This is a genomic window from Pseudomonas fluorescens (assembly GCF_902497625.1).
Lineage (GTDB): Bacteria > Pseudomonadota > Gammaproteobacteria > Pseudomonadales > Pseudomonadaceae > Aquipseudomonas > Aquipseudomonas fluorescens_BQ.
Window position 1 is genome coordinate 21,642 of sequence record NZ_CABVGX010000027.1, and the last position, 24,807, is coordinate 46,448.

At 60.9% G+C, this 24,807-nt stretch carries 11 protein-coding genes; 6 read left to right on the forward strand and 5 right to left on the reverse strand.

Annotation, left to right across the window (positions count from 1 at the left end; translation table 11 throughout):
• Window positions 1-97: 97 nt before the first annotated feature.
• Genes dsbD through dsbG form a run of 3 tightly spaced genes read left to right on the forward strand, consistent with a single transcriptional unit; the run spans window position 98 to window position 3,446 of the window.
• A complete protein-coding gene (gene dsbD, locus F8N12_RS17175) occupies window positions 98-1,834 on the forward strand; it encodes a protein-disulfide reductase DsbD (RefSeq protein ID WP_150581521.1) in 1,737 nt (578 codons plus the stop codon).
• Window positions 1,834-2,700 (forward strand): TlpA disulfide reductase family protein, encoded by an 867-nt coding sequence (locus F8N12_RS17180; RefSeq protein WP_150581522.1) that lies wholly within the window; start codon window positions 1,834-1,836, stop codon window positions 2,698-2,700. Before dsbD ends, F8N12_RS17180 begins: the two co-directional genes overlap by 1 nt.
• Window positions 2,676-3,446 (forward strand): thiol:disulfide interchange protein DsbG, encoded by a 771-nt coding sequence (gene dsbG / locus F8N12_RS17185; RefSeq protein ID WP_150581523.1) that lies wholly within the window; start codon window positions 2,676-2,678, stop codon window positions 3,444-3,446. The genes F8N12_RS17180 and dsbG overlap by 25 nt, the downstream gene beginning before the upstream one ends.
• A gap of 209 nt (window positions 3,447-3,655) precedes the next feature.
• On the opposite strand, the gene F8N12_RS17190 is transcribed toward dsbG, so the two are convergent.
• Together F8N12_RS17190 and F8N12_RS17195 are read right to left on the reverse strand one after the other, a co-directional pair.
• Entirely contained in the window at window positions 3,656-4,468 is an 813-nt protein-coding gene (locus F8N12_RS17190; RefSeq protein ID WP_150581524.1) for an alpha/beta fold hydrolase, read from the reverse strand.
• A gap of 514 nt (window positions 4,469-4,982) precedes the next feature.
• Window positions 4,983-17,966: a non-ribosomal peptide synthetase gene (locus tag F8N12_RS17195; protein ID WP_150581525.1), complete on the reverse strand. Its 12,984-nt coding sequence runs from the start codon at window positions 17,964-17,966 to the stop codon at window positions 4,983-4,985.
• 380 nt (window positions 17,967-18,346) lie between these two features.
• Here F8N12_RS17195 and F8N12_RS17200 point away from each other — a divergent pair, with 380 nt between their 5' ends.
• Entirely contained in the window at window positions 18,347-18,895 is a 549-nt protein-coding gene (locus F8N12_RS17200; protein WP_150581526.1) for an RNA polymerase factor sigma-70, read from the forward strand.
• A 404-nt stretch (window positions 18,896-19,299) separates the two neighbouring features.
• Here F8N12_RS17200 and F8N12_RS17205 read toward each other — a convergent pair whose 3' ends face one another.
• The 3 genes from F8N12_RS17205 to F8N12_RS17215 form a co-directional block, all read right to left on the reverse strand.
• Window positions 19,300-20,313, reverse strand: coding sequence for a GNAT family N-acetyltransferase (locus F8N12_RS17205; RefSeq protein ID WP_150581527.1), 1,014 nt, complete (start codon window positions 20,311-20,313; stop codon window positions 19,300-19,302).
• A gap of 91 nt (window positions 20,314-20,404) precedes the next feature.
• Window positions 20,405-21,160, reverse strand: a complete 756-nt coding sequence (locus F8N12_RS17210; protein WP_224787717.1) for a substrate-binding periplasmic protein — start codon at window positions 21,158-21,160, stop codon at window positions 20,405-20,407.
• A 141-nt stretch (window positions 21,161-21,301) separates the two neighbouring features.
• Window positions 21,302-21,928, reverse strand: a complete 627-nt coding sequence (locus F8N12_RS17215) for a TetR/AcrR family transcriptional regulator (RefSeq protein WP_150581529.1) — start codon at window positions 21,926-21,928, stop codon at window positions 21,302-21,304.
• A 179-nt stretch (window positions 21,929-22,107) separates the two neighbouring features.
• Between F8N12_RS17215 and F8N12_RS17220 the strand changes: the two genes are divergently transcribed.
• Window positions 22,108-23,910 carry an acyclic terpene utilization AtuA family protein gene (locus tag F8N12_RS17220; RefSeq protein ID WP_150581530.1) on the forward strand — a complete coding sequence of 601 codons (1,803 nt, stop codon included), beginning with the start codon at window positions 22,108-22,110 and terminating at the stop codon, window positions 23,908-23,910.
• Window positions 23,911-23,922: 12 nt separating this feature from the next.
• Window positions 23,923-24,807: an SDR family oxidoreductase gene (locus F8N12_RS17225; RefSeq protein WP_150581531.1), complete on the forward strand. Its 885-nt coding sequence runs from the start codon at window positions 23,923-23,925 to the stop codon at window positions 24,805-24,807.

A 24,807-nucleotide genomic window follows, 5' to 3' on the forward strand; every position in this document is an offset into this window, starting at 1 on the left:
GAAACACGATCACGCTCGCAGTGGAGCAAAGTTAATCGGAGGTTAATCGCGCGCCCCCATCGTGCACTGCAATTGCACAGGGACAAGGCTCTCACCAATGCGTCAGCTATTCTTCATTTTTGCTCTTCTGGTCTCCGGCCTGGCTCAGGCCGGGGGCAATCCGTTTGAAACCAAACCCGATTTCCTTGCGGTAGATAAAGCGTTCACTTTCACCTCAGAACGTCTCGAATCAGGGGAAACGCAGCTTTATTGGCAAATCGCCGACGGCTATTACCTCTATCAGCAGCGTCTGAAATTCGACGGTTTGTCGAAGGACCACACCCCCGCACTACCAACGGGGGAGTCGCACAGCGACGAGTTTTTTGGCGAACAGCAAGTTTACCGGCAAGGTCTTGAGCTAAAGATCCCGGCCGGTGCCACAGGCCAGATCAAAGTCGGTTTCCAGGGCTGTGCGGATGCTGGCCTCTGTTATCCGCCGCAGACCAAGATTGTGGAACTGGGCGGAATGCCCGGCGCATCGACAGTCGCGCAGGCACCGGATGAAGCATTAGCCAGCGGCTTGCAGCAACGCGCACTGGGCTGGAGTTTGCTGGTGTTCTTCGGCCTCGGCCTGTTGCTGGCGTTCACCCCTTGCACCTTACCGATGTTGCCGATCCTCGCAGGCTTGGTCGTTGGCAGTGGCGCCTCACCTAAACGCGGGTTCGCCCTGGCGAGCAGTTATGTCGTCAGCATGGCGCTGGTGTACGCAGGGCTGGGCGTATTGGCGGCACTGCTCGGGGCAAACCTGCAGGCACTGTTGCAGAATCCATGGTTGCTCGGCACGTTCGCGGCGGTGTTTGTGTTGCTGGCGCTGCCGATGTTCGGCTTCTTCGAACTTCAATTACCGGTGGCCGTGCGTGATCGACTGGAAAATGTCTCGCGCGGTCAGCGCGGTGGCAGCCTGATCGGGGCCGGTGTGTTAGGCGCCGTATCCGGTTTGCTGGTCGGACCGTGCATGACCGCCCCACTGGCAGGCGCGCTGCTCTATATAGCGCAAAGTGGCAACGCGCTGCACGGTGGCTTGATCCTGTTTGCCATGGGCATCGGGATGGGTGTTCCGCTGCTGCTGCTGGTGACCGTGGGCAATCGCTTCCTGCCCAAACCCGGCGCCTGGATGAACCTGCTCAAAGGCGTATTCGGTTTTCTGTTCCTGGCCACCGCACTGTTGATGGTGCGTCCGCTACTGGACGAATCGCTGTGGATTGGACTGTGCGGCGCATTGCTGTTGATCGCCGCTTACAGTGCGTGGAAGCAGTCGGAGGGGTTCGGGCGCGTCGCCCATCTGTTCGGCGCCAGTGCACTGCTGATGGGGTTATGGGGCAGCTTGTTGATGATCGGCGCGGCAGGTGGCAGCGGCGAACTGTTCCAGCCCCTGCAGGTGTTCAACGCTTCGAAAGCGAGCACGCTCACACGCCCGGTGGGTCACGACGCATTCACCACGATCAAGGATCCGGCAGCGCTGCAAAAGGAATTGGACGCCGCTAAGGCGCAAGGTCAGTGGGTACTGCTGGACTACTATGCCGACTGGTGTGTCTCGTGCAAAGTCATGGAAAAGCAGGTATTCGCCAAACCCGAAGTCCTCGACGCACTGAGTGAAGTGCGCTTGCTGCGCCTCGACGTGACCGCCGACAATGTCGCCAGCCGCGAATTGCTCAGCCGCTTTAAAGTGCCGGGACCGCCAAGCTTCCTCTGGCTTGGCGCCGACGGTGAAGAGCGACGCAGTAAACGCATCACTGGCGAAGTCGATGCCAAAACATTCCTGCAACGCTGGACCACCACCCGAGACGCCCGTTAATGCTGACCTTTACCCTCGGCACCTTCGCCATTGCGCTCAACCATCTGCTGCTGATCAGTGCCTTGGCGCTGGCGACTTTTGTCGGCTGGCGAACGGCCAAACGCGGTGGCGAAAACCCCGAGTCGGCGCTGTTCAGCTTGTTTCTGCTCGGCATGCTGGCGGCACGAATCAGTTTCGTGGCCATGTACTGGACGCATTACCGTGATGATCCGTGGCAGATGATCGATGTGCGCGACGGCGGTTTTCTTGCCTGGCCGGGTGTGCTTGCGCTGCTGCTCGGCGCTTTGTATCGCGGCTGGCGTCGTCCTGGCTTGCGTCGTCCGTTGGGCTTCGGCGTGGCCAGCGGCGTCGCCTTCTGGTTGCTGGCAACCTTCTCTCTGACGATTTACGAACAAGGCACGCGTCTGCCGGAAATCACCCTGCGCAATGCCGCCGGGGACACCGTGCAATTGGCGGATTACAAGGGCGGGCCGCTGGTCATTAACCTCTGGGCGACCTGGTGTCCGCCCTGTCGCCGGGAAATGCCGGTACTGGAGAACGCGCAGATGCAGCGCCCGGACCTGACTTTTCTGTTCGTCAATCAGGCGGAAAGCATGCAAAGCGTCGCCACCTATCTGGAAACCCAAGGCCTTAGCCTGAGCAACGTGCTGTTCGACGGCAGTGGCCGCCTGGGCCAGGCCGTGGGTTCGATGGCTTTGCCGACTACGCTGTTCTATAACCCCGACGGCCGGCTGCTGGGCAGCCATCTGGGCGAATTGTCGGAAGCCAGTCTGGCCCGCGCCCTGGAAAATTTCGACAGCCTCCCTGCTGCCACACCGGCCACCTCTTCAAGGAAAACACCATGCCCCGCTTCCGCCACCTGCTGATGCTGACCCTGAGCGCAGCGATTCTTCATCTGCCTTCGCTGCAGGCCGCCGAAGAACTGCCTGACGCGATCAAAAAAATCGAAGCCAAGGGTGCCAAAATCGTCGGCCAGTTCGACGCCCCCGACGGTTTGCGCGGTTATGCCGCGCAGTACCAGAACCGTGGCATGGCGCTGTACCTGACGCCGGATGGCAAACACGTATTGCTGGGCAATCTGTTTGATGCCGATGGCAATGACCTGAGCAGCGAGCCTTTGCAGAAGCTGGTCTACGCGCCGATGTCGAAAGAAGTCCTGGCCAAGATGGAAGCCAGCAGCTGGATCGCCGATGGCAACAAGGACGCGCCGCGCATCGTTTACATGTTCAGCGATCCGAACTGCCCTTATTGCAACATGTTCTGGGAACAGGCCAGGCCGTGGGTGAAGGCGGGCAAAGTGCAGCTGCGACACATCATGGTCGGCATCATTCGCGAGGACAGTCCGGGCAAATCGGCTGCGTTGCTCGCGGCCAAGGATCCCCAGAAAGCCCTGCAAGACCACGAAGGTGCCGGCAAGGCCAGCCAGTTGAAAGCGCTAAAGGAAGTGCCACCGGCGATCCAGGCGAAACTGGCGGCGAACATGCAGTTGATGGAAGAGCTGGAGTTGTCTGCCACCCCGGCGATTTTCTATGTGGACGACAAGGGCGAGTTGCAGCAGCAACAAGGCGCTCCGTCGCCGGATAAGCTGGTGAAGATTCTCGGGCCGAAGTAGGTCCTCTGAGACATTGCGAAACCTCGCTGGCCCCTTCGCGAGCAGGCTCGCTCCCACAATGAAAATGCTGTTCCCTGTGAGCGCGCGAGCAGGCTCACTCCCACATTGAAAATGCTGTTCCCTGTGAGCGCGCGAGCAGGCTCACTCCTGCAATGGAATGCATTCCCCTGTGGGAGCGAGCCTGCTCGCGAAAGCGTCAGCAAAAACGGCTAGTTTGTATCGGCCAGAAACCTCAGCAACTTCTCCGTCACAAACTGCGGATTTTCCCGACTTGAAATATGTCCGGCATCCGGCACCAGTACGCACGGGCAGCCGATCAGTTCAGCCATCTCCTTCGCCTCCGAGGGCGGTCGCGGTTTGTCCTGATCGCCACACATCACCAGCGTTGTCGCCGGGTTCAGCTCACTCAGCCGTGACATGAAATCGTCTCGTCCAAACGTAATCCGTCCCATCGGGACGATGCTTTCACGCAAGCGATCGGCTGGCAACGCCGCCAGCGAAGCGCGAAACTCCTGGTATAGCGGCGACTGTGGATCAATACCCGGACGGAAGAATATCGGCACCACGATATCCAGCAATTGCGGAGTGATTTCGCCGGTTTCTTCGATCTGTTTCAACAGTCCGAAATAATATTGGCGGGTCGGCTCGGGTTCCACGCCGGCGTAGGTGTCCATCAGCACCAGACCGTCAATGCGTTGCGCAGCCGACAGTGCCGCCCGTACCCCCCACATGCCGCCGACCGACAGCCCCACCAGTGTAAAGCGGTCGATGCCAAGATGATCGATCAACGCCAACGCTTGACGGGCAATATCATCCAGTGACGTCGTGCCTTCGGGCAGTCGTCCGGATTCGCCATGCCCCCAAAGCTCTGGGGCAATCACCCGGTAATGCCGTGACAACGCCTCGATCTGAGGCGCCCACATGCTCTGATCCCACAAGTAACTGCCGGCCAGCAGCACGGCGGGGCCGGTGCCCTGATCGACGTAATGCAGCGGTTGTCCATCTACGGTAAAGAACGGCATGGGTTGTCTCCTGTTGAGGTGGCCTAGCGATAAGAATTACCCAGCCTGCCGCGACGAAAATCGACCGTCAACCTATACATCTGTACACACCGCAACTACAACCGGCGTTACAACACTTTTAATAATTTGCAATGATCCTGCGGAAAATAACAGTTCAACTCACCATAGCTGCGAATAAACTGATGACCACCACGTCTAAAATTCATCACCACAACCAGCGATCGTTAAAACGACTTGCAGCGATACAAGAACAATGAGTCCCACTTCGCAAGTTTGAAACTAACGGTGATTGCCAGGACAAGTATGAAATTCGCACCGGCTGTGACGATGTTATATTCATGGGTCTAATGATAAAGAACATCCATTTGTTGTCCGGGGCACCCGCGTCGGAAAGAATTTTTTTCAGTGGGCATTGATATACCTGGCATCCTTTCAGGCAGCGGTTTATCGCTTGGTGACTTGCGATAGCATCCTGCAAGTTCGAGCAACTTGCAGTTGCCACACAGGTATCCGCCTACAGCCCCTCCAGCTCCGCCAGCAAGTCATTCAGGCGATCCACCTTCTCCTCGGTCATATCGCTCGACGCCAACGCGTTGATGTACGTCGCCAGTTCCGCCACCGTGCTGCACTCGAACATTGCCCGCAACGGTACATCACGCTGCAGGGTTTTCTGCACCCGGGATGCAATCTGCGTTGCCAGCAACGAATGTCCACCGAGTTCGAAGAAGTTATCTTCTACACCCACCCTCTCGACCTTCAGTACCTGCGCCCAAATGTCCGCGAGTGTCTGCTCCAGTTCATTGCGCGGCGGCTGGTAATCCTGGCTCTGCAACTGACCGATCTCCAGCGCAGGCAGCAACTTGCGATCCAGTTTGCCGTTAGCGTTCAACGGCATCCGCTCGAGCCACAACCAGTGCAGCGGCACCATGTATTCCGGCAACTCGGCACGCAACCGCTGCTTGATTCGCTCCAGACGTTCGCCAGGATTCAGCGCCGAAGCCGTTGCCACCAAATAGCCGACCAAATGCTTGCCGTTAGCGCCCTCCTGCACACCCACTGCGGCATCGCGTATCTCTGGTTGCTCGTGCAGACGGGCTTCGATTTCGCCCAGCTCGATGCGGTAGCCGCGAATTTTTACCTGCTGGTCGGTCCGCCCGACGTATTCCAGCACGCCGTCGGTGCGCCGCCGCGCCAGATCGCCAGTGCGGTACAAACGGTCACCCTGCGCGCCTAATGGATTCGGCACAAACACCTGCGCGGTGCGCGACGGATCGCTGACATAACCACGGCCGACGCCCGTACCGGCGACGCACAACTCGCCCACCGCGCCCAGCGGCACCAGTTCCAGCGCACCATCGAGCAGGTACAAACGGTTATTGTCAGTCGGCGTTCCAATCGGCAGATAACTGCCCCGAGTCGACGCCAGGTCGACGCGGAAAAAGGCCACGTCATCGGAACATTCTGCCGGGCCATAGGCGTTTACCAGGCCAATTTCCGGGTAGCGCAACAGCCATTGACGGGCGAGCTCCGGCGGCATTGCTTCACCGGTCGGCAGCATCCAGCGCAGACCGTCGAGGCTCATGCGTTCCTGCGCGAGCATGCCCTGAATCAACGACGGCACGCTCTCCAGCACGGTGATGCCCTGAGCCGAGACATGCGCCAACAAACCCTGCGGATCGTGGGCGAGGGTGTTCGGCACGATGTCCACCCGCGCGCCGAACAGCGGTGCGGCGAGGAACTGCCAGACCGAGATATCGAAGCTTTGCGACGCCGTCTGCGCGATCACATCGGCCTCACTCAGGTTGAGATAAGGGACTTTGCTGAACTGGTTATTGAGCATGCCGCGTTGCTCGACCATCACGCCTTTCGGCAAACCGGTGGAGCCCGAGGTGTAGATCACGTAAGCGAGGTTATCCGGACCGCTGTAGACGCCTGGATTATCCAGCGCGACCGCGCTCGCCTGGACCTCTTCCCAGACCAGCAGTTTCGGTCGATTGGTGCAGGCGAACGCGTCCAGCAACGCGACGGCCTGTTCGTGACAGGACCGAGTGCAGACCAGCAGCGGCGTGCGGCTCAACTCGATAATTCGACCCAGACGCGGACTGGGAAGCGCCGGGTCCAGCGGCAGATAACCCGCACCGGCCTTGAAGCTGCCGATGATCATGCCGAGCAGATCGAGGTTGCGTTCGGCCAGCAATGCTACCGGTTGATCCAGGCCGACACCGGCGGCGATCAGTGCATGGCCGAGTCGGTTGCTGCGCCGATTCAGCTCGAAATAAGTGAGCTGCCGATCCAGGCAACTCGCGGCAATCCGCTGCGGGTGCCGAGCCACTTGCGTTTCGAACAATGCAACGTAGCTCTGCTGCAGCGGGTAATCGTGCTCACTCTGATTGCAGCCGTGGAGCAGAAAACCCCGCTCATCGGCACCGAGCAGCGGCAGATCCGCCATCTCACCGTGGAAGCCTTCAACCAGCGCCAGCAGCAAACGCTTGAACTCGGCGAGCATCCGCTCGATGGTCGATTCGTCGAAATAGCGCTGGTCATACGAGAGATGCAAGCCAAGGTCATCGCCCGGATAACACACGGCGGTCAGCGGGAAATTGGTGTGGGTGCGGCCCGAATCCGAGGTCGCATTCAGGCTCTGCGCGCGGTCCAGCACCGAGACTTCCACTGGCGCGTTTTCGAACACGAACAGGCTGTCGAACAGCGGCTGGCCTTTAGGCAATTCGCTGTTTTCCTGAATGCTCACCAGCGGCAGATATTCGTACTCACGCAGCTGCATATTGCTGTCGAGTAAACCGCTGAGCCATTCGCGGACGCTGCAGGGTTGCTCGTCTTCGGGGATTTTCACCCGCAGCGCGACGCTGTTGATGAACAGCCCGACGGTGCGTTGCATCTCTGGCATTTCTACAGGACGCCCGGCCACAGTGACGCCGAACAGCACGTCGCGATCACCGCTCAAGCGCCGCAACACCAACGCCCACGCCGCTTGCGCGAAGGTGTTGATGGTCAACTGATGCGCCTGCGCCAGTTGACGCAGCCTTGCACCGTCGCGGGCATCCAGTCGGGTGTAGCGATCGCCGACGATCATTCCGCCGCTGTCGCCGGCATGTTCACGCAGGAACGGTCGGTCGCTCGGAATAGGCGTGGTTCGCTCGAAGCCTTGCAAATTGCTTTTCCACCACTGGCGCGCTTCGGTCAGACTCTGCCGTTGCAGCCAGCCAATGTAATCGCGATAGCGCGGCGGCAACGGCAATTGCGCGTCACGTCCTTCGCCGAGCGCCGTGTAGATTTCGAAGAAATCATTCATCAGCAACGAACGGCACCAGGCGTCAATCAGGATGTGGTGATTGCTCATCATGAACCAGTAACGCGCCGCGCCAACCTTGATCAGGCGCAAGTGGAACGGCGCCTGATGCAACAGATCGAACCCGGCTTCGCGTTCACTTTTCAGCAGCGTTTGCAGTTTTGGCTCTTGCTCGCTCTCGACGACGGCGCTCCAGTCCAGGTACTCGATCGGTGTGCTGCCCGGTTTGTGGATCACTTGCAGCATGTCTTCGCCGACGTTCCAGCAGAACGACGCGCGCAAGGCTTCGTGACGGGCGTTCACCGCTTGCCAGGCCTGGGCAAACCGCTGCGGATCAAGCTCACTATTGATGCGGTAACGGTCCTGCATGTAGTAGAGGCCGGTGCCCGGTTCGAGCAAGGTGTGCAGCAGCATGCCTTCCTGCATCGGCGTCAATGGGTATACGTCCTCGATGTTGGCCGCCGGGATCGGCAGCGCATCCAGTTGGAGCTGGGTCAGTTTTGCCAGCGGGAAATCCGACGGCGTCAGGCCGCCGGCCGTGTCCTGCAGGCAGTGCTCAATCACGCTGTGCAATTCGCCGAGGTAGGCGTTCGCCAGATCATCGATGGTCTGCGGATCGTAGCGCTCGGCGCTGAACGTCCAGCGCAGTACCAGTTCGCCGCCGTAGACCTGACTGTCGACGCTCAGCTCATTGGGCAGCGGGGCATGCTCGTCGTGTGCCGCACCGACCGGTTCGTCGAGCGGAAGGAACAGTGCGTCGGCGCCGAAGCTCTGGTCGAACTGACCGAGGTAATTGAAGGTGATCGGTGCAACCGGCAGCGCGGCCATGGTCTGCCGGCACAGATCGTCGGCGAGGTAACGCAGCACCCCATACCCCAACCCCTTGTGCGGCACCGCGCGCAGTTGTTCCTTGATCGCCTTGATCGACGCACCCTGCTCTGCCAAAGGGGTTAGACGCAACGGATAAGCGCTGGTGAACCAGCCCACGGTGCGGGTCAGGTCGACGTCGTCGAACAGGCTTTCGCGGCCATGGCCCTCGAGCTGAATCAGCGCCGATTCATGACCGCTCCAGCGGCACACCACTCGGGCCAATGCGTTCAACAGCAGGTCATTGACCTGAGTCCGATAAGCGCTCGGCGCCTGTTGCAGCAACTGCCGGGTTGCCTCGGCGTCGAGGCGCACGCTGACGGTTTGCGCGTGCCGATTCTGCCGACCGCCGTCCGCGCGATGGCAGGGTAATTCGGCGCCTGGGCCCGCCAGTTGCGCCTGCCACCACTTCAACTCTTCACGCAGCGATTCGCTGCCGGCATACGCCTGCAAACGCGCGGCCCAGTCGCGCAAGGCGCTGGTTTTCGCCGGCAGTCTGACCGACTGTTGGTGTTCCAGTTGACGGTAAACGGACTGCAGATCGTCAAGCACCACGCGCCAGGAAACCCCGTCGACCACCAGGTGATGAATGGCGATAAACAAGCGTTGCGCGCCCTCCGGTCCATCGACCAGCAGCACGCGCATCAACGGACCGTGTTGGAGGTTCAGACTGCGCTGGGCATCGGCGAACAGGGCCGTGCATTTTTCCAACGACGCGACCTGCACCTGCAACAGCACCGGCGCATCGCAGAACGCCTGATGATGGGCTTTCCATTCGCCGGCGCTTTGCTCAAAACGCAGACGCAGCGCATCGTGCTGCTCGATCACCGCCAGCAGCGCCTGCTCCAGGCGATGCGGTTCCAGTGCCACCGTTGGCGCCAGCAGCAGTGCCTGATTCCAGTGCTGACGCTGGACAATCTCAGTGTCGAAAAACCAATGCTGGATCGGCGTCAGAAGCGATTCGCCGCTGAGCAATCCTTGCTCGGCCGTGACCTGTGCAGTGCCGGTGGCAACCGCCGCAAGGGTCTGCACGGTCTGGTGCTGGAACAGATCGCGCGGGCTGAAGTGGATGCCCTGCTGGCGCGCTCGGCTGACGACCTGGATTGACAGGATCGAATCGCCGCCCAGCTCGAAGAAATTGTCGTTGAGACCGACCTGTTCGACGTTCAGCACAGCGCACCAAATGCTCGCCAGGGCCAGCTCAAGTTCGTTGCTCGGGGCTACGTAATGCTGACGGTTGAGCTCCGGATCAGGGGCCGGCAAGGCGCGTCGATCGAGCTTGCCGTTGGCGGTCAGCGGCATGCTCGGCAGCAGGATCAGGTGCGTCGGCACCATGTAGTCCGGCAACCGGGATTTCAGGTGATTCTTTAGCGCATCGCGCAGTGCCGCTTGCTGATTTTCATCCTGTGAACCCACGTCGGTGACCAGATAGCCAACCAGCTGTTTGCCGCTCGGCGCGTCGAGCGCAAGCACCACTGCTTCGCGGATCGAAGGATGTTCCAGCAGTCGGGTCTCGATTTCGCCAAGTTCGATGCGGAAGCCGCGAATCTTCACTTGATGGTCGATACGTCCCAGGTACTCGACCAGGCCATCAGCGCGCTGCCGCACCAGGTCGCCGGTTCGGTAGATTCGCCCACCATCGGCCATGAACGGGTTAGCGACAAAGCGCTCGGCGGTGATCCCCGGGCGCTGGTGATAACCCTGCGCCAGACCGGCACCACCGACGCACAACTCGCCGGTCGCGCCTTGCGGCACCAACGCCAGGTCATTGTCGAGAATGTACGCCACACGCGCACCGATGACGCTGCCGATGGGCACACTGCCCAGGCCTTCTTCGAGCTGCTCCGGCGCCAGACTCGCCAGCGGCATGACCACGGTTTCGGTCGGGCCATAGGCGTTGAAGAACAGCTCCGGTGTGAAAGCTGCGCGAATCCGCTGCAAATGTTCACCCGTCAATGCTTCGCCACCGGTGATGCACATGCGCACCGGCAGGGTGTCACCCTGGGTGGCCAGCCATTGTGCCAACTGGCTGCCGTAACTAGGGGTGAATCCGAGAATATTGATGCGGTGACGGCGAATCAGCCCACAGACGTCTTGCGCATCCCACTGCCCTTGAGCCCGCAAAACCACTTGCGCACCACTCAGCAGCGGCACCAGCAAACGTTCGGTGGCGGCGTCGAAGTTGATCGAATAGAAGTGCAGTTCGCAGTCGTCCGGGCGCATGCCGAAGCGTTCGATCACGGCACGGCAATGCATAGCGATTTCACCGTGGGACACCACCACGCCTTTCGGTTTGCCGGTGGAACCGGAGGTGTAAATCAGGTAGGCCTGATGCTGCGGCAAGCTGACAAACGGCAACTCGCTGGCCGGATCATCGGCCAGTGCCGCGGCGTCGTCTTCCAGGCACCAGCGCTCAACACCCGGCGGCAATTCGCCTAACGCGTCAAACATCGCTGCGTCGCTGAGCAGCAAACCGACGCCGCTGTCTTCGATCATGTAATGCAAACGATCAAGCGGGTATTCCGGATCCAGCGGCACGTACGCGCCGCCGGCCTTGAGAATCGCCAGCAGGCCGATGACCATTTCCAGCGAACGTTCCAGTGCCAGGCCGACGCGCACCTGCGGCCCGACACCGCGCTCGCGCAGTACCCAGGCCAGGCGATTGGCGCGGCGGTCGAGCTCGGCGTAGCTCAGGGTTTCATCGGCAAACGTCAGCGCCGGCGCGTCGCCACGGATGAGTGCCTGTTCGCTGAACAATTGATGAATGCACTGATCGAGACGATGCTCGCCCGGCTCGACACCGAGGCTGTCCAGCAGCGATTGCTGTTCGCTCGCGTCCAGCAGCGGCAGTTCGCCAAGGCGTTGCTGCGGGTCGGCGAGCAGCGCTTCCAGCAGAGTGCGCCAGTGCCCGGCCATGCGCCCAATGCGCGGTTCATCAAACAGATCGGTGCTGTAAGTCAGGCAGCAACCGAGGCGATGATCGAGGTCGGTGACCTCCAGGTTGAGGTCGAACTTGGTCGCGCGGGCATCGTTGGCCAGGTACTCGACAGTCATGCCGGCGAGTGTGCGGCTCTGCTGAAACTCCCAGCGCTGCACGTTGCACATCACCTGAAACAGCGGGTTGTACGCGGCGCTGCGTGGCGGCTGCAAGGCTTCGACCAGATGATCGAAGGGCAAGTCCTGATGCGACTGACCTTCGATGACGGTGTGGCGGACCTGCTCGAACAACTCCGCGACGGACATTTGCCCGTCGAGCTGGCAGCGCAGTACCTGGGTATTGAGGAAAGCGCCGATCAGCCCTTCGCTTTCCGGCCGAATCCGGTTGGCCACCGGCGCCCCGATGCGCAGGTCGGTCTGGCCGCTGTAGCGGTAAAGCAGCACGGCCAGCGCGGCAGTCATGGTCATGAACAGGGTCAGACCGTTCTGCGCATTGAACGCCCGGACCCGGCCAGCCAGCTCATCGCTCAGATCGAAGCGGTACAGCTCGCCCCGATGACTTTGCATCGCAGGACGCGGCCGGTCGGCGGGTAGCTCCAGCAGCGGATGTTCCCGACCCAGTTGGGCCGTCCAGTAATCGAGCTGACGCTGACGTTCACCGGATTCCAGCCACTGCCGCTGCCAGACGCTGTAATCGAGGTATTGCACCGGCAAGGGTTGCAACGGCGATTCGCGGTCATCGACGAATGCTTCATACAGCGCGCTGAGTTCGCGGGCGAAAATGTCCATTGCCCAGCCTTCGGTGACGATGTGATGCAGGGTCAGCACCAGATAGTGCTCATGCTCGGCAGTCTTGACCAGGCAGGCGCGCAGCAGCGGGCCGGTCTCCAGATCGAACGGCTGGTGCGCCTCGCTGTCGGCCAGCGCTTGCACTCGTTGCTCGCGCAAGTCGGGGTTCAGCGCTGAAAAATCTTTCCAGTCCATGCGTAGGCCGGTTTGGGCGTGCACCCGCTGTTGCGCCACGCCGTCGACGCTCGGGAACGTAGTGCGCAAGGTTTCGTGGCGAATGATCAGTGCCTGCAATGCCGCCTCGAACCGTCCGACATCAAGCACTCCACGCAGCCGCGCCATGCCGCCGACGTTGTAGGCCGGGCTGTCGGGCTCCATCTGCCAGAGGAACCACATGCGTTGCTGTGAGTAAGAGAGCGGCACCGGTTTGCGCCGATCGACGCTGGCGATGGGCGGCTGTTTGTTGGTGCTGCCGCTGACCTGAATCAGCCGAACCTGTTCAGCGAAGGCACCGAGTTCACTGTGCTCGAACAATGTCCGCAAGGGCAGCTCGACGTCACAGGCCTGACGGCTGCGCGAGATGATTTGCGTGGCCAACAGCGAGTGGCCGCCGAGCGCAAAAAAGTCATCGCGCAGACCGATTTGCGCGAGGCCCAGCACATCGCGCCAGACAGCGGCGATCTGTTGCTCCAGCGCCGTGATCGGCTCGACGTGTTCGCGCACCTGCCAGTGCGGTTCAGGTAAAGCGCGGCGGTCGAGTTTGCCGCTGGGGCTGAGCGGCATCTGCTGCAGACGCATCAGTTGTGCCGGGACCATATATTCAGGCAACCCGGCTGCCAGCGCAGCGCTGAGGCGAGCGCGTTGTTGCTCGGCAGCTTCGTTGCAATCAGAGGCGGTGTAGTAACCGATCAACTGCTCACCGGCCGCCGTTTCGCGCACCAGCACCACGGCTTGAGCGACGCCGGCCTGGGCGAGCAGGTGCGCTTCGATTTCCTGCGGTTCGACGCGAAAGCCGCGCAGTTTGACCTGCTGGTCGAGACGCCCCAGGTATTCGATCACGCCATCGGCACTCCAGCGCGCACGGTCGCCGGTGCGATAAAGCCGCGCGCCCTGCCCGCCCAGTGGATCGACCACAAAGCGTTCGGCGGTCAAACCCGGTCGGCCAAGATAGCCACGCGCCAGACCGGTGCCGCTGATGCACAGTTCACCTGGCACGCCGGCCGGCAGCGGGTTGAGCTCGCCGTCGAGCACTCGACAGATGACATTGCCCAGCGGCCGCCCGATTGGCGAACGCTCGCCATCATCCGTTGTGCAGTGCCAGTGGGTGACATTGATCGCGGTTTCGGTGGGGCCATAGCGGTTGTGCAATTGCGCCGCCGGCAACTGTGCCAGCACACGGTCGCGCACCTCGGTTGGCAAGGCTTCGCCACCGGAGAAAAGCCGTCGCAGGCTGGTGCATTCAGCGCTGAGCGGCTCTTCGATAAACAACGAGAGCAGAGGCGGCACAAAGTGCAACGTGGTCACGCCGTATTGCCGAACCAGTTGGGCGATGCGTAGCGGATCACGATGTTCGCCCGGCCCGGCCAGCAGCAGCCGGGCACCGGTGATCAGCGGCCAGAAGCATTCCCACACCGAGACGTCGAAACTGATCGGCGCCTTTTGCATCAGCACGTCGCTGTCGTTCAGTTGATAGGTGTTCTGCATCCATTGCAGGCGTTCGGCGAGTGCTGCGTGGGTGTTGCTGACGCCTTTGGGCTGGCCCGTCGAACCCGAGGTGTAAATCACATACGCGAGGTTGTCGCCCTGCAGATGCAGGCCCGGCGCCTGACTTGGCCAGCTCTCCAGATGCAGCGCATCCATGGCGATGACGCTGACACCAGCGCTGGCCGGCAGACGATCAAGCAAAGCGGTCTGCGTGAGCAGCAGCTCGACGCCGCTGTCGCCGAGCATGTAGGCCAGGCGCTCGACCGGGTAGTCCGGATCCAGCGGCACGTAGGCTCCGCCCGCCTTGAGGATCGCCAGCAGGCCGATCAGCAGTTGCGGCGAACGCTCGGCCGCAATGGCCACGCAGACGTCCGGGCCGACACCTTTGTCGCGCAAGTAATGCGCCAGACGGTTGGCCCGGGTGTGCAGTTCGGTAAAGTCGAGGCTGCCACCGTCCCACATCAGCGCGGTACTTAGCGGTGAGCGCCGCGCCTGCTCGTTGAGCAGTTCCGGCAGCCAGTGGCGCGCCGGAGCACACGGCGCGGCGCTCCAGTCCTGTTGCAGATCCTGCTCGCTCGGCGTCAGCAACTGCAGGTCGCCGATAGCGGTTTTCGGCGCGGCACATATGCCTTTGAGCAGGTTGCAGAAATGTTGCGCGAGACGTTCGATGGTCGATGCCTCGAACAGTTCGCTGGCGTAATCGAACGACAGGCTCAGGCGTCCGTTGCGGTCTTCCTCGCTGTGCAGTTGCAGATCGAACTTGGCTTCGCGGCTGTGCCACGGCAGTTCTTCGGCAAGCAATCCCGGCAAGCGGCGCAGCGCACTCAGGTCCCGTTGCTGATGGTTGAACATGACCTGGAACAGGCCTCGTTCGCGCGCCTGCGCAAATGCTTCGAGCAACTGCTCAAACGGCAGGTCCTGATGCGCTTGTGCGCCCAATGTGGCCTGGCGGGTTTGCGCCAATAGCTCAACGAAAGACAGCCGCAGGTCCACCTCTGCACGCAGCACCTGGGTATTGATAAAGAAGCCGATCAGCCCATGGGTTTCCAGGCGTGGACGGTTGGCATTAGGCACGCCGACGCGGATGTCGCGCTGGCCGCTGTAGCGGTGCAGCAGGCTCTGAAACGCCGCCAGCAAGAGCATGAACGGCGTGGCCTCATGAGTCTGCGCAGTCTGTCGAATCACTTCGCTCAACGCTGAGCCGAGTTTGATCGAATGACGCGCCGCACTGAAAGTCTGTTGCGCTGAACGCGGGTGATCGGTAGCCAGATTGAGGGGCGGATGCTCTTCGCCCAACTGCGCTTTCCAGTACGCCAACTGCCGCTCGCCCTCGCCTTGCGCCAGCCATTGACGCTGCCAGCTGCCGTAATCGGCGTACTGCGTCGGCAATGCTGCGAGCGTCGCAGTCTGGCCTTGAGAGGCGGCGGCATACAGGCGCGAAAACTCATCGATCAGCACGTTCAGCGACCAGCCGTCGGCGATGATGTGATGCAGCGTCACCAGCAACTGATGATCGTCCTCGTCCAGGCGCACCAGCGTCACCCGCAGCAGCAGCCCCTTCTGCAGATCGAACTGGGCACGCGCTTCCTCCTCACGGATCTGCAGAGCACGGATTTCACGCTCGGCCTCGGGCAGCTCGCTGAGGTCGATCAATTGCAGGTTGAGTCTGGCATCAGCATCGACCTGCTGCAGCGCCACACCATCACGCTCGACGAACCGTGTGCGCAGGGATTCGTGGCGGTCGATCAACTGCTGAAAACTGATGCGCAAGGCGTTTTCATCCAGTCCACCACGCAAGCGCAAAGCGCCGGGAATGTTGTAGGCGCTGCTCTGCGGATCAAGTTGCCAGGTGATCCACAGACGGTTTTGCGCGAGCGATTGCGGCAACGCCTCGCTACGCGACAACCGCGGGATGGTGCCTTGGGCGAGGCCGCCATCCTGTTGAAGTCGGGCCACGGCAACTGCAAAAGCGCCGAGGGTTGGCGCTTCGAACAGCAGGCGCAGATTCAGCTCCAGGCTGAGCTCTTCACGCAGTCGCGCAACCATCTGCGTGGCGGCGATGGAGTTGCCACCGAGCAAGAAGAAATGGTCATCGCTGTCGACCTGCGCAACCTGCAATTGCTCGGACCAGATTCGGCCGATCAGGGTCTGCAGCTTCGAAGCTGAGTCGAGTGCTACAGAATTGTCCATGCTCGCCGACGGGAACAGCGCATAGCTGTCGAGGCTGCCATCGGCCAGGCGATTACGGCACGCCGAGCGTTGCAGTTTGCCGCTGGAGGTCTTCGGCAATGCGCCAGGATTGAGCAATGCCACCACACTCGGCGCTTCCTGATACGCCTGCGCCACTGCTTGACGGATGGCTTTGATCAACGCATCCGGGGGCAGGATTTTCTGTACGCTGCGGCTGATTTCTGCGGCGACGCCGATGCTCTCCTGACCGCCGACATTTACTGCAAACGCGGCGACCCGACCTTTGCGCACCACTTCCACTTCGCGCTCGATGATCTGCTCGATGTCTTGCGGATAGAGGTTTTGCCCGCGCACGATCAGCAAGTCTTTCAAGCGCCCGGTGATGAACAGTTCACCCTCGCGGATGAACCCCAGATCACCGGTGCGCAGCCAGGTGCGGCCGGCCTGTTCGACAAAGGTTTGCGCCGACGCTTGCCGGTTGCGCCAGTAACCGTGGGCGATGCTCGGCCCGGTTGCCCAGACTTCGCCGACGGAGTTGTCGGCCAGCCCGGTGAGCGCGAGCGGATCGACGATCTGCACCGCGTGATCCGGCTGACTGATGCCGCAACTCACGATCGCAGTCCCCTCGCCCCGCTGGACACGGTTTTGCGCCAGTGCCTGCTCGTCCACGCGCAGGTTGCCGATCCCCTGCCCCCGCGCAGTGCCGGTGACGAACAGCGTGGCTTCGGCCAAACCGTAAGACGCCATGAAATTGTCCTGGGTGAAACCGCACGGCGCGAACTTCTCGGCGAAGCGTTCCAGGGTGTCGAGACGAATCGGTTCCGAGCCGGAATAAGCCACTCGCCAACCACTCAGATCGAGGCGTGCCAGCGCCGATTCGCTGATCCGTTCACTGCACAGGCGATAGGCAAAATCAGGACCGCCGCTGATGGTGCCGCGGTATTCGCTGATCGCTTCCAGCCAGCGCATGGGTCGACCCAGAAAGTACGCAGGCGACATCAGCACGCAAGGCACGCCGCTGAAAATCGGCTGCAACAGGCCGCCGATCAAGCCCATGTCGTGGTACAGCGGCAGCCAGCTGACGATCACGTCATCAGGGTTGAGGTCGATGCCGAAGCCGTGACGAATCAGCAATTCATTGGCGACCAGATTGCCGTGGCTGACTTGCACACCTTTGGGCAACGCGGTGGAGCCGGAGGTGTATTGCAGGAAAGCGATGTGGTCATGATCGAGATCCGGCTCGAGCCAATGCCCGGCCAGCTCAGCTGCCAATGTATCCACGCACAGCAGAGGCGGCGCACCTTCGATTTGCTGCAAAGCATCTTGCAGACCGGAGCTTGTCAGCAACATGCGCGGTTCGGCATCGCTGATGATCGACAGCAGACGCTCCTGATGATGACGCTTGGCCGATTCCGGCGGGTAAGCCGGTACCGCGATTACGCCCGCATACAAACAACCGAAAAACGCCGCTACGTAGTCCGCTCCACTGGGAAACAGCAGCACAGCACGATCACCGAAATCCGCTTGCTCCTGCAACGCGCCTGCAATCATCCGCGCCCGTTGATCCAGCTCGCGATAACTGAGCACCACGGTCTGATCTGCGGTGTCGGCGAGGAAGCGCAAAGCTACCCGATCCGGAGTCAGCGCCGCGCGGCGCTGAAGGGCCTGGACGAGAGTTCTTGGGATTTCGAACGCGTTGGTCATGAGTTTCCTGCCTGAATTCGGCTTGCAAGAGGTATCGGTGTTGTGCCGCCACCCCCGTTGGGGGCATGCAGGGCGTGGTCTTCGGCGACCGCGCAGGGCATAGGGAAATGCGCCTGTAAACGAGCTTTCATTCCGTTCCATTACCAATGAGTACGGATGAGGCCGGCAATTAATTAGTCGGCTGACCTGACCGTCAGCAGGGCCAAGGCATGGCCAAAGTGTGGCCATGTGTCGCAGTTCTCAGCTCGCACATTCACAGAGCAATAATTCTCCTTCTCAATTGACAATCATTATCATTCAGCCTAATTTGTTGCCCGAAGTGCAGGACGGCTGCCAGGTGCCGGACGTCCCACGCCCCCATTTGCAGCAAGGTGATTTCCATGACGGAACAAGTATCCACAAGCAGGTGCGATTCACCGCTACTTCAGGCATTCGTCGACAACCGACTGATTCTGGTCAAGATTGCAGCGCGTATTACCGGCTGCCGGTCACGCGCCGAAGATGTGGTTCAAGATGCGTTCTTCCGCCTGCAATCGGCGCCGCAGATCACGTCATCGTTCAAGGCTCAGTTGAGTTATCTGTTCCAGATCGTGCGAAACCTGGCGATCGATCACTATCGCAAGCAGGCACTGGAACTGAAGTATTCAGGGCCTGAAGAGGAAGGGTTGAACGTGGTGATACCAGGCGCTTCGCCGGAGACCTCGCACATCAATTTCTCGACCCTGGAAAACATCGCCGACGCGCTGACCGAATTGCCCAGCCGCACGCGTTATGCCTTCGAGATGTACCGCCTGCACGGCGTGCCGCAAAAAGACATTGCCAAGGAACTGGGCGTGTCGCCGACCCTGGTGAATTTCATGATTCGTGATGCGTTGGTGCACTGCCGCAAAGTCTCGGGCAGTCGCGCGGATACGTTTGCGCGGCGCTAGGCTGGAAGATTGCATCGATGTCTTGGGGTGCTGGATTTTGTCGGTGTACATATCCATTTCTGCGGTGAGGGCTTCTATTGGTTCCGCTCTTACAGCGGGTCACTTGGAAAAGCACCAAGTAACCCGCTGTAAGAGCGGAACCAATATCAGCAACCACCGCAGCAACGGATATGCACACCAGCAAAAAACAAGTCACCCTAGACAAAGCCATCGCTGGCCGGCCAGCTCCCACAGTAGTAAAACGAGTCCACCCCGCAGAATCCAGAAAAATCGAAGTCCGCTTTCGCGAGCAAGCCCGCTCCCACACTTAGACCGAATACTCTCAGAGAAAGTGATCAATTGTGGAAGCCGGGCTCGTTCGCGAAGACGGACTCATGACCAACAAAGACCCCAAGCCCTGGACCTCACGCCAACACACACCGATCAAAAAACCGCTCCCGCCCCAACACCATCAATGCTGCACGTTTATGGGGGAAATCGAATTCCTTTTCACAGTGGAAGCACTGATTCTGCAGATAGCCAATCATCGTCGCGTTGTCCGCACGCGGCTCGGCGACCACTCGCTGAGTGCGCTGATCGTCGAGAAACAGGTAATGCACCAGCGCCGATAACCAGCTCGCCACCTTGTGCGGCCCGCGGTGGTTTTCTTCGCCGACCAGCATGTGAATGCCCCGGTCGTAATCGCCGGTGTCATAGAACGGCGCGATCCGGTCTTCCTTGGCCCAATAGGCTTCGAAATAGGCAAACGGCTGATCGTCGAAACAGCCGATAAGGGTCAAGGTATGCGGGTCGGCTTCGAGTTTTTCCAGGTAGGCGCGATGCTGTTCGAGGCTGCCCTCCTCCTCCCAGAAACGGGCGACGCGCGCACTGTTTTGCCAACGACTGAAGCGCTCCAGGTCCCGTTCGATTTCAACTGCACGCAAGGATATCCAGGCGCCCAGCCGCGCATCGAAACGCCGGTAGACTTCACCGCGCGGTTTCGCCGCACGCAATGGATGGCGCTTGCCGTCACTGATGACCATCTGCTGTGGATAACTGTCGGCCATTGCCCGGCCCAACCAGGGCTGCGGCAATTGCCAGAACAACGTGCGCTCGCAGCGATATTCGCCGAGACTTTCGGTGGGGACCAGCAACCCGCTGAGCAATGTTTGCGCCGGCACCTCATCGAGCCGCCAGACCAGGCGCTGCCAAGCAGGATTGCGAGCGAACAACCAGTAACAGCTCAACCAGATTGCCTGACTATCGAGCGGGGCAAGGTGCTCTTCAACACGCACCTGCAACCCGGACTCGCGACTCAGGCGCAGCGTAATCAACGGCTGCCCTTCCAGGTTCAACATCAGGCGGCTTGCAGTTTCATCAGCCGTAAGGCTTTTGCCAGTCGGCAAGGCCAAGGCCGTCAGGTCATTCGGATTGGGCATGGGTGGGGCTCACGATTCGTCGACAATTCAACAAAGTGACGTGAGCCAGTACGGAAAATTTAACCGACGGCGGCAAATACCTGCTTCGGGCTCAGTTGCCCGGCACCGGCACCACCGCAATTTGGTACGGATCGAAAATCTTCAGCATCTGACCGTCATCGCGCAACCTTTGCAACAGCTTGCCAAAGGCCACACCACTGATCGGCGCCGCGGGGCGCAGGATCGCGTAATGATGATAGATCTGATCGACCCGCTCGGAGACCAGCAATTGATTCGCAACCTTTTCGTTGCGCAGCAGGTAATCGCTCAAGTACGAACGCGTCACCAAGGCGATGTCCGCCCGACCGCGCAGCACCATCAACAGGTTGCTGTCATGGGAATAGGTCAGCGTGGCGTTGTAGTTTTTTGCCAGCAGTTTGGGGTCGGCAATGAAGTCGGCGAATTCGTAGTGGTAGCCGCTGAACAGCGCCAGACGCTTGCCGAGGAGATCGGCAAAGTAGGTTTGCTGGCGCACCGTATGACCGTCAGGCGAGCGTTGCGCGACGAATATTTCCGCGTCTTCCAGCCCCATGTCGACAGTGGTGTGCGGGATCTCGGCCCAGCCCCATTGCGGGTTCTCGAAGATCGCCATGTCCACCCGGCCTTGCTTGAAGTCACCGAAGCGCCGCGGAATCGAGGTGGGCACCAGAACAAACTGATAGTCGCTTTGCGAGGTGTTGAGCGCTTCGATCAATTGCGGCAGCAGGCCCGTGTCGGCACCGGACTCGGGACGCACCGTGTACGGCGGAAAGTGTGCGGCGCCGACTCGCACCAGTTGTGCAGCCTGGACGGGCAAACCCCACAGCATCGCGAGCGCCGGGAGCAAAAAGCCCAGGGCCGTCCGAATTGGCGAAGACTTCAAAAAACCCACTCCCCGAAAAAGACGCCGCATTGCATTGAAGCCAGGCGGTTCAGGCAACATAGCCGGTTGGCTCCACTGCCGCTGATACTACTGTTTTTCTTCCAGGACCAGTATCAATGCCTCATCGGCCAATTGATCAAGGTTCATGCTGCCATCGGGGCGAAACCAGGTAGTGGTCCAGGACAGCGCGCCTGTGAGGAAACGCCGGGTGATGAACACATCGCCACGAATCATCCCGGCCTGTCTTGCTTCGCCCAGCACCTGCAGCCAGAGTTCTTCATACACATCACGCAGCGCCAGCACTTTTGCCTGACCCTCCTCGGACAGCGAACGCCATTCATACACCAACACCGCCATGGCTTCGCCGCTGCCGCCCATGATCGACTGCAATTCGCAGCGAATCAGCGCCAGCACCCGCTCGCGCACATTGGCCGCGTCGGCCAGGGCGGCCCGCATCAGCGCCGTGTTGTAACGGATGGTTTCTTCCATCACCGCGCGCAGGATTTCGTCCTTGCTTTTGAAGTGATGAAAGATGCTGCCCGACTGTATGCCCACCGCGCCGGCCAGATCGCGCACGGTGGTGCGCTCGTAGCCTTTGTTGCGAAACAGGTGAGCGGCCACTTGCAGTAATTTGCCACGGGCGCTGTCCGGGTCTGTCAACTGGCCGTTATCGACCAGCTCACGCATCACCCGCAGGGCTTTTTGCTCGTCCACCCGTTCTCTCCTACAGTCGATCAATCAAAACGCCGCGCGCCGCATAAACAGCAACAGTGGCGCCGGCAATTTAAGCTGGCGCAGGCTACCAAGCAAGCGCTTGGGAAGAAGATAGCGGTGCCCGTTTACAAACCAAGCGCTTGCTTGGTAGTCTCGAAAGCATTCCGTCGGAGGTGGCTATGCCGTTCACTGCGCCCAAAACAATTCGCATCGGTTGCGCCAGCGCGTTCTGGGGCGACACTTCGACCGCTGCGGCGCAACTGGTTGAAGGCGGACGCCTGAACTACCTGGTGTTCGATTACCTGGCCGAAATCACGATGTCGATCATGGCCGGCGCACGAATGAAAGATCCTCTGGCGGGTTACGCCAGTGACTTCATCGAAGTGCTCGGCCCGCTACTCCCTCGCCTCGCAGAGCAGAACATTCGCGTCATCAGCAACGCCGGCGGGGTCAATCCGCAGGCGTGCGCCGCCGCAATGCAAGCGGCTTGCGACAAGGCTGGCGTGAACCTGAAAATCGCCGTGCTGCTGGGCGATGACTTGCAGCCGCAGTTCAAACAGCTCGGCGCCAGCGGTATCAAGGAAATGTTCAATGGCGCGCCCCTGCCGCCGATGTGCGTGTCGACCAACGCTTACCTGGGTGCGCCGGGAATTGTCGAGGCACTGCGCCTGGGCGCGGACATCGTCATCACGGGTCGCGTGGTCGACAGCGCGGTGGTCAGTGCCGCGTTGGTGCATGAATTCGAATGGTCGTGGCAGGATTACGACAAACTCGCGCAAGCGGCACTGGCCGGGCACATCATCGAATGCGGTGCGCAGTGCACTGGGGGCAACTTCACCGATTGGCGCGAGGTGCCGGACTACGAGCACATCGGTTTTCCGATCGTCGAGGTCAACGCCGACAGTCAGTTTATCGTCAGCAAACCCGAAGGCTCCGGCGGGCTGGTCACCCGCCTGACCGTTGGCGAGCAGATGCTCTATGAAATCGGCGATCCACAGGCGTATTTGCTGCCAGACGTGGTGTGTGATTTCACCGGGGTCAAACTCGTTCAGCGGGGCCGTAATACGGTGCAGGTGCACGGAGCAAAAGGCCTGCCGCCGACCGATCAGTACAAGGTCAGTGCGACCTACCTGGATGGATTTCGCTGCACCGCCAGTTGTTTGCTCGCCGGTATCGATGCCGTCGACAAGGCGCGCCGGGTCAGTGAAGCCATTATCCGCAAGACCTCGGAAATGTTCAGTGAGCGTGGCTGGGCGCCGTACAGCGAAGTGAATATCGAACTGCTCGGCAGCGAGGCCACTTACGGCGCGCATGGCCGGCGTCAGGACAGTCGCGAGGTAGTGGTCAAGCTCGCCGTGCGTCATCCGCAAAAACAGGCGCTGATTCTATTCTCCCGGGAAATCGCTCAGGCCGCGACCGGGATGGCGCCGGGCTTGACCGGCATCGTCGGCGGACGGCCGACAGTTTATCCGCTGATCGGCCTGTTTTCGTTCCTGATCGACAAAACCGCCTGCGACCTGCAAGTCGATATCGAAAGCCAGCGCCATCCCTGCACGCTGCCCGCCATCGAGCCGCTTGATACGGCCGATTTGCCGGTGCCGCTGGAGCCCCCCAAGCCTGAGGGCCTGGCCGACGCCAGTGTGGCCCTGGTCAAACTGGCGGTCGCGCGCTCCGGCGACAAAGGCAATCACGGCAACATTGGGGTCATGGCCCGCGAACCTGAATTCCTGCCGTGGATCGCCGAAGCGCTGACCCCGCAAGTGATCGTCGACTGGATGCGCCACGTGCTCGATCCGATCCACGGACGCGTCGAACGCTGGTACCTGCCCGCCACCCACAGCCTTAATTTTCTCCTGGAAAATGCTTTGGGCGGCGGTGGCGTGGCCAGTTTGCGCATTGATCCACAAGGCAAAGCGTTCGCCCAGCAACTGCTGGAAATCCAGATTCCGGTGCCACAGAGCATCGCCGACCAGGTCAACTAGGGGACTGCCGCCGTGGCCTACGATTCCATTTTCAAAGCCGGTCTGTTTGCCGGTCAGACCATTATCGTCACCGGCGGCGGCAGCGGCATCGGCCGTTGCACCGCACACGAACTGGCGGCGCTTGGCGCGCAGGTGCTGTTGATCGGGCGCAAGGCCGACAAGCTGCAAACCGTCGCGGCGGAAATTGCCGAAGACGGCGGCCAGGCTGACTGGCGGACCTGCGACATTCGCGACGAAGACGCTGTGCGGCAATTGATCAGCGAGCTGATCGGCAAGCACGGCCCGATCCATGGTCTGGTCAACAACGCCGGCGGGCAATATCCGGCGCCACTGGCCTCGATCAATCAGAAGGGTTTTGAAACCGTGATGCGCACCAACCTGGTCGGCGGTTTCCTGATGGCGCGCGAAGTGTTCAATCAATCCATGAGCAAGCACGGCGGCGCCGTCGTCAACATGCTCGCCGACATGTGGGGCGGCATGCCCGGCATGGGTCACTCGGGCGCGGCGCGCTCGGGCATGGACAACCTGACCAAGACCGCCGCACTCGAGTGGGGTTATGCCGGGGTGCGGGTTAACGCGGTGGCGCCGGGCTGGATCGCGTCGAGCGGCATGGACACCTATGAAGGCGCGTTCAAAGCGGTGATTCCGACCTTGCGCGAGCATGTGCCGCTCAAGCGCATCGGCACCGAATCGGAAGTCAGCGCGGCGATCGTATTTCTACTCAGCCCGGCGGCCGCGTTCGTCAGTGGCAGCACCTTGCGCATCGACGGCGCTGCCAGTCTCGGTGGCCGGGCGTGGCCGTTGCACAAGGCGCAGAACAGCGAGTCGTATAACGGTTTTCATCGCGCGTACTTGCCGCAAGTGCTGCAGCCGGACGCCCTCAAGGACGAGGAATAA

What these genes read in the sequence shown, in the direction of transcription:
- F8N12_RS17190 (WP_150581524.1), bottom strand. Translation starts at nt 4,468, where the DNA reads ATGCCGTTCTTTACCGTAGATGGACAACCGCTGCATTACGTCGATCAG.
- dsbD (WP_150581521.1), top strand. Translation starts at nt 98, where the DNA reads ATGCGTCAGCTATTCTTCATTTTTGCTCTTCTGGTCTCCGGCCTGGCT.
- F8N12_RS17220 (WP_150581530.1), top strand. Translation starts at nt 22,108, where the DNA reads ATGCCGTTCACTGCGCCCAAAACAATTCGCATCGGTTGCGCCAGCGCG.
- F8N12_RS17200 (WP_150581526.1), top strand. Translation starts at nt 18,347, where the DNA reads ATGACGGAACAAGTATCCACAAGCAGGTGCGATTCACCGCTACTTCAG.
- dsbG (WP_150581523.1), top strand. Translation starts at nt 2,676, where the DNA reads ATGCCCCGCTTCCGCCACCTGCTGATGCTGACCCTGAGCGCAGCGATT.
- F8N12_RS17180 (WP_150581522.1), top strand. Translation starts at nt 1,834, where the DNA reads ATGCTGACCTTTACCCTCGGCACCTTCGCCATTGCGCTCAACCATCTG.
- F8N12_RS17195 (WP_150581525.1), bottom strand. Translation starts at nt 17,966, where the DNA reads ATGACCAACGCGTTCGAAATCCCAAGAACTCTCGTCCAGGCCCTTCAG.
- F8N12_RS17210 (WP_224787717.1), bottom strand. Translation starts at nt 21,160, where the DNA reads ATGCTGTGGGGTTTGCCCGTCCAGGCTGCACAACTGGTGCGAGTCGGC.
- F8N12_RS17205 (WP_150581527.1), bottom strand. Translation starts at nt 20,313, where the DNA reads ATGCCCAATCCGAATGACCTGACGGCCTTGGCCTTGCCGACTGGCAAA.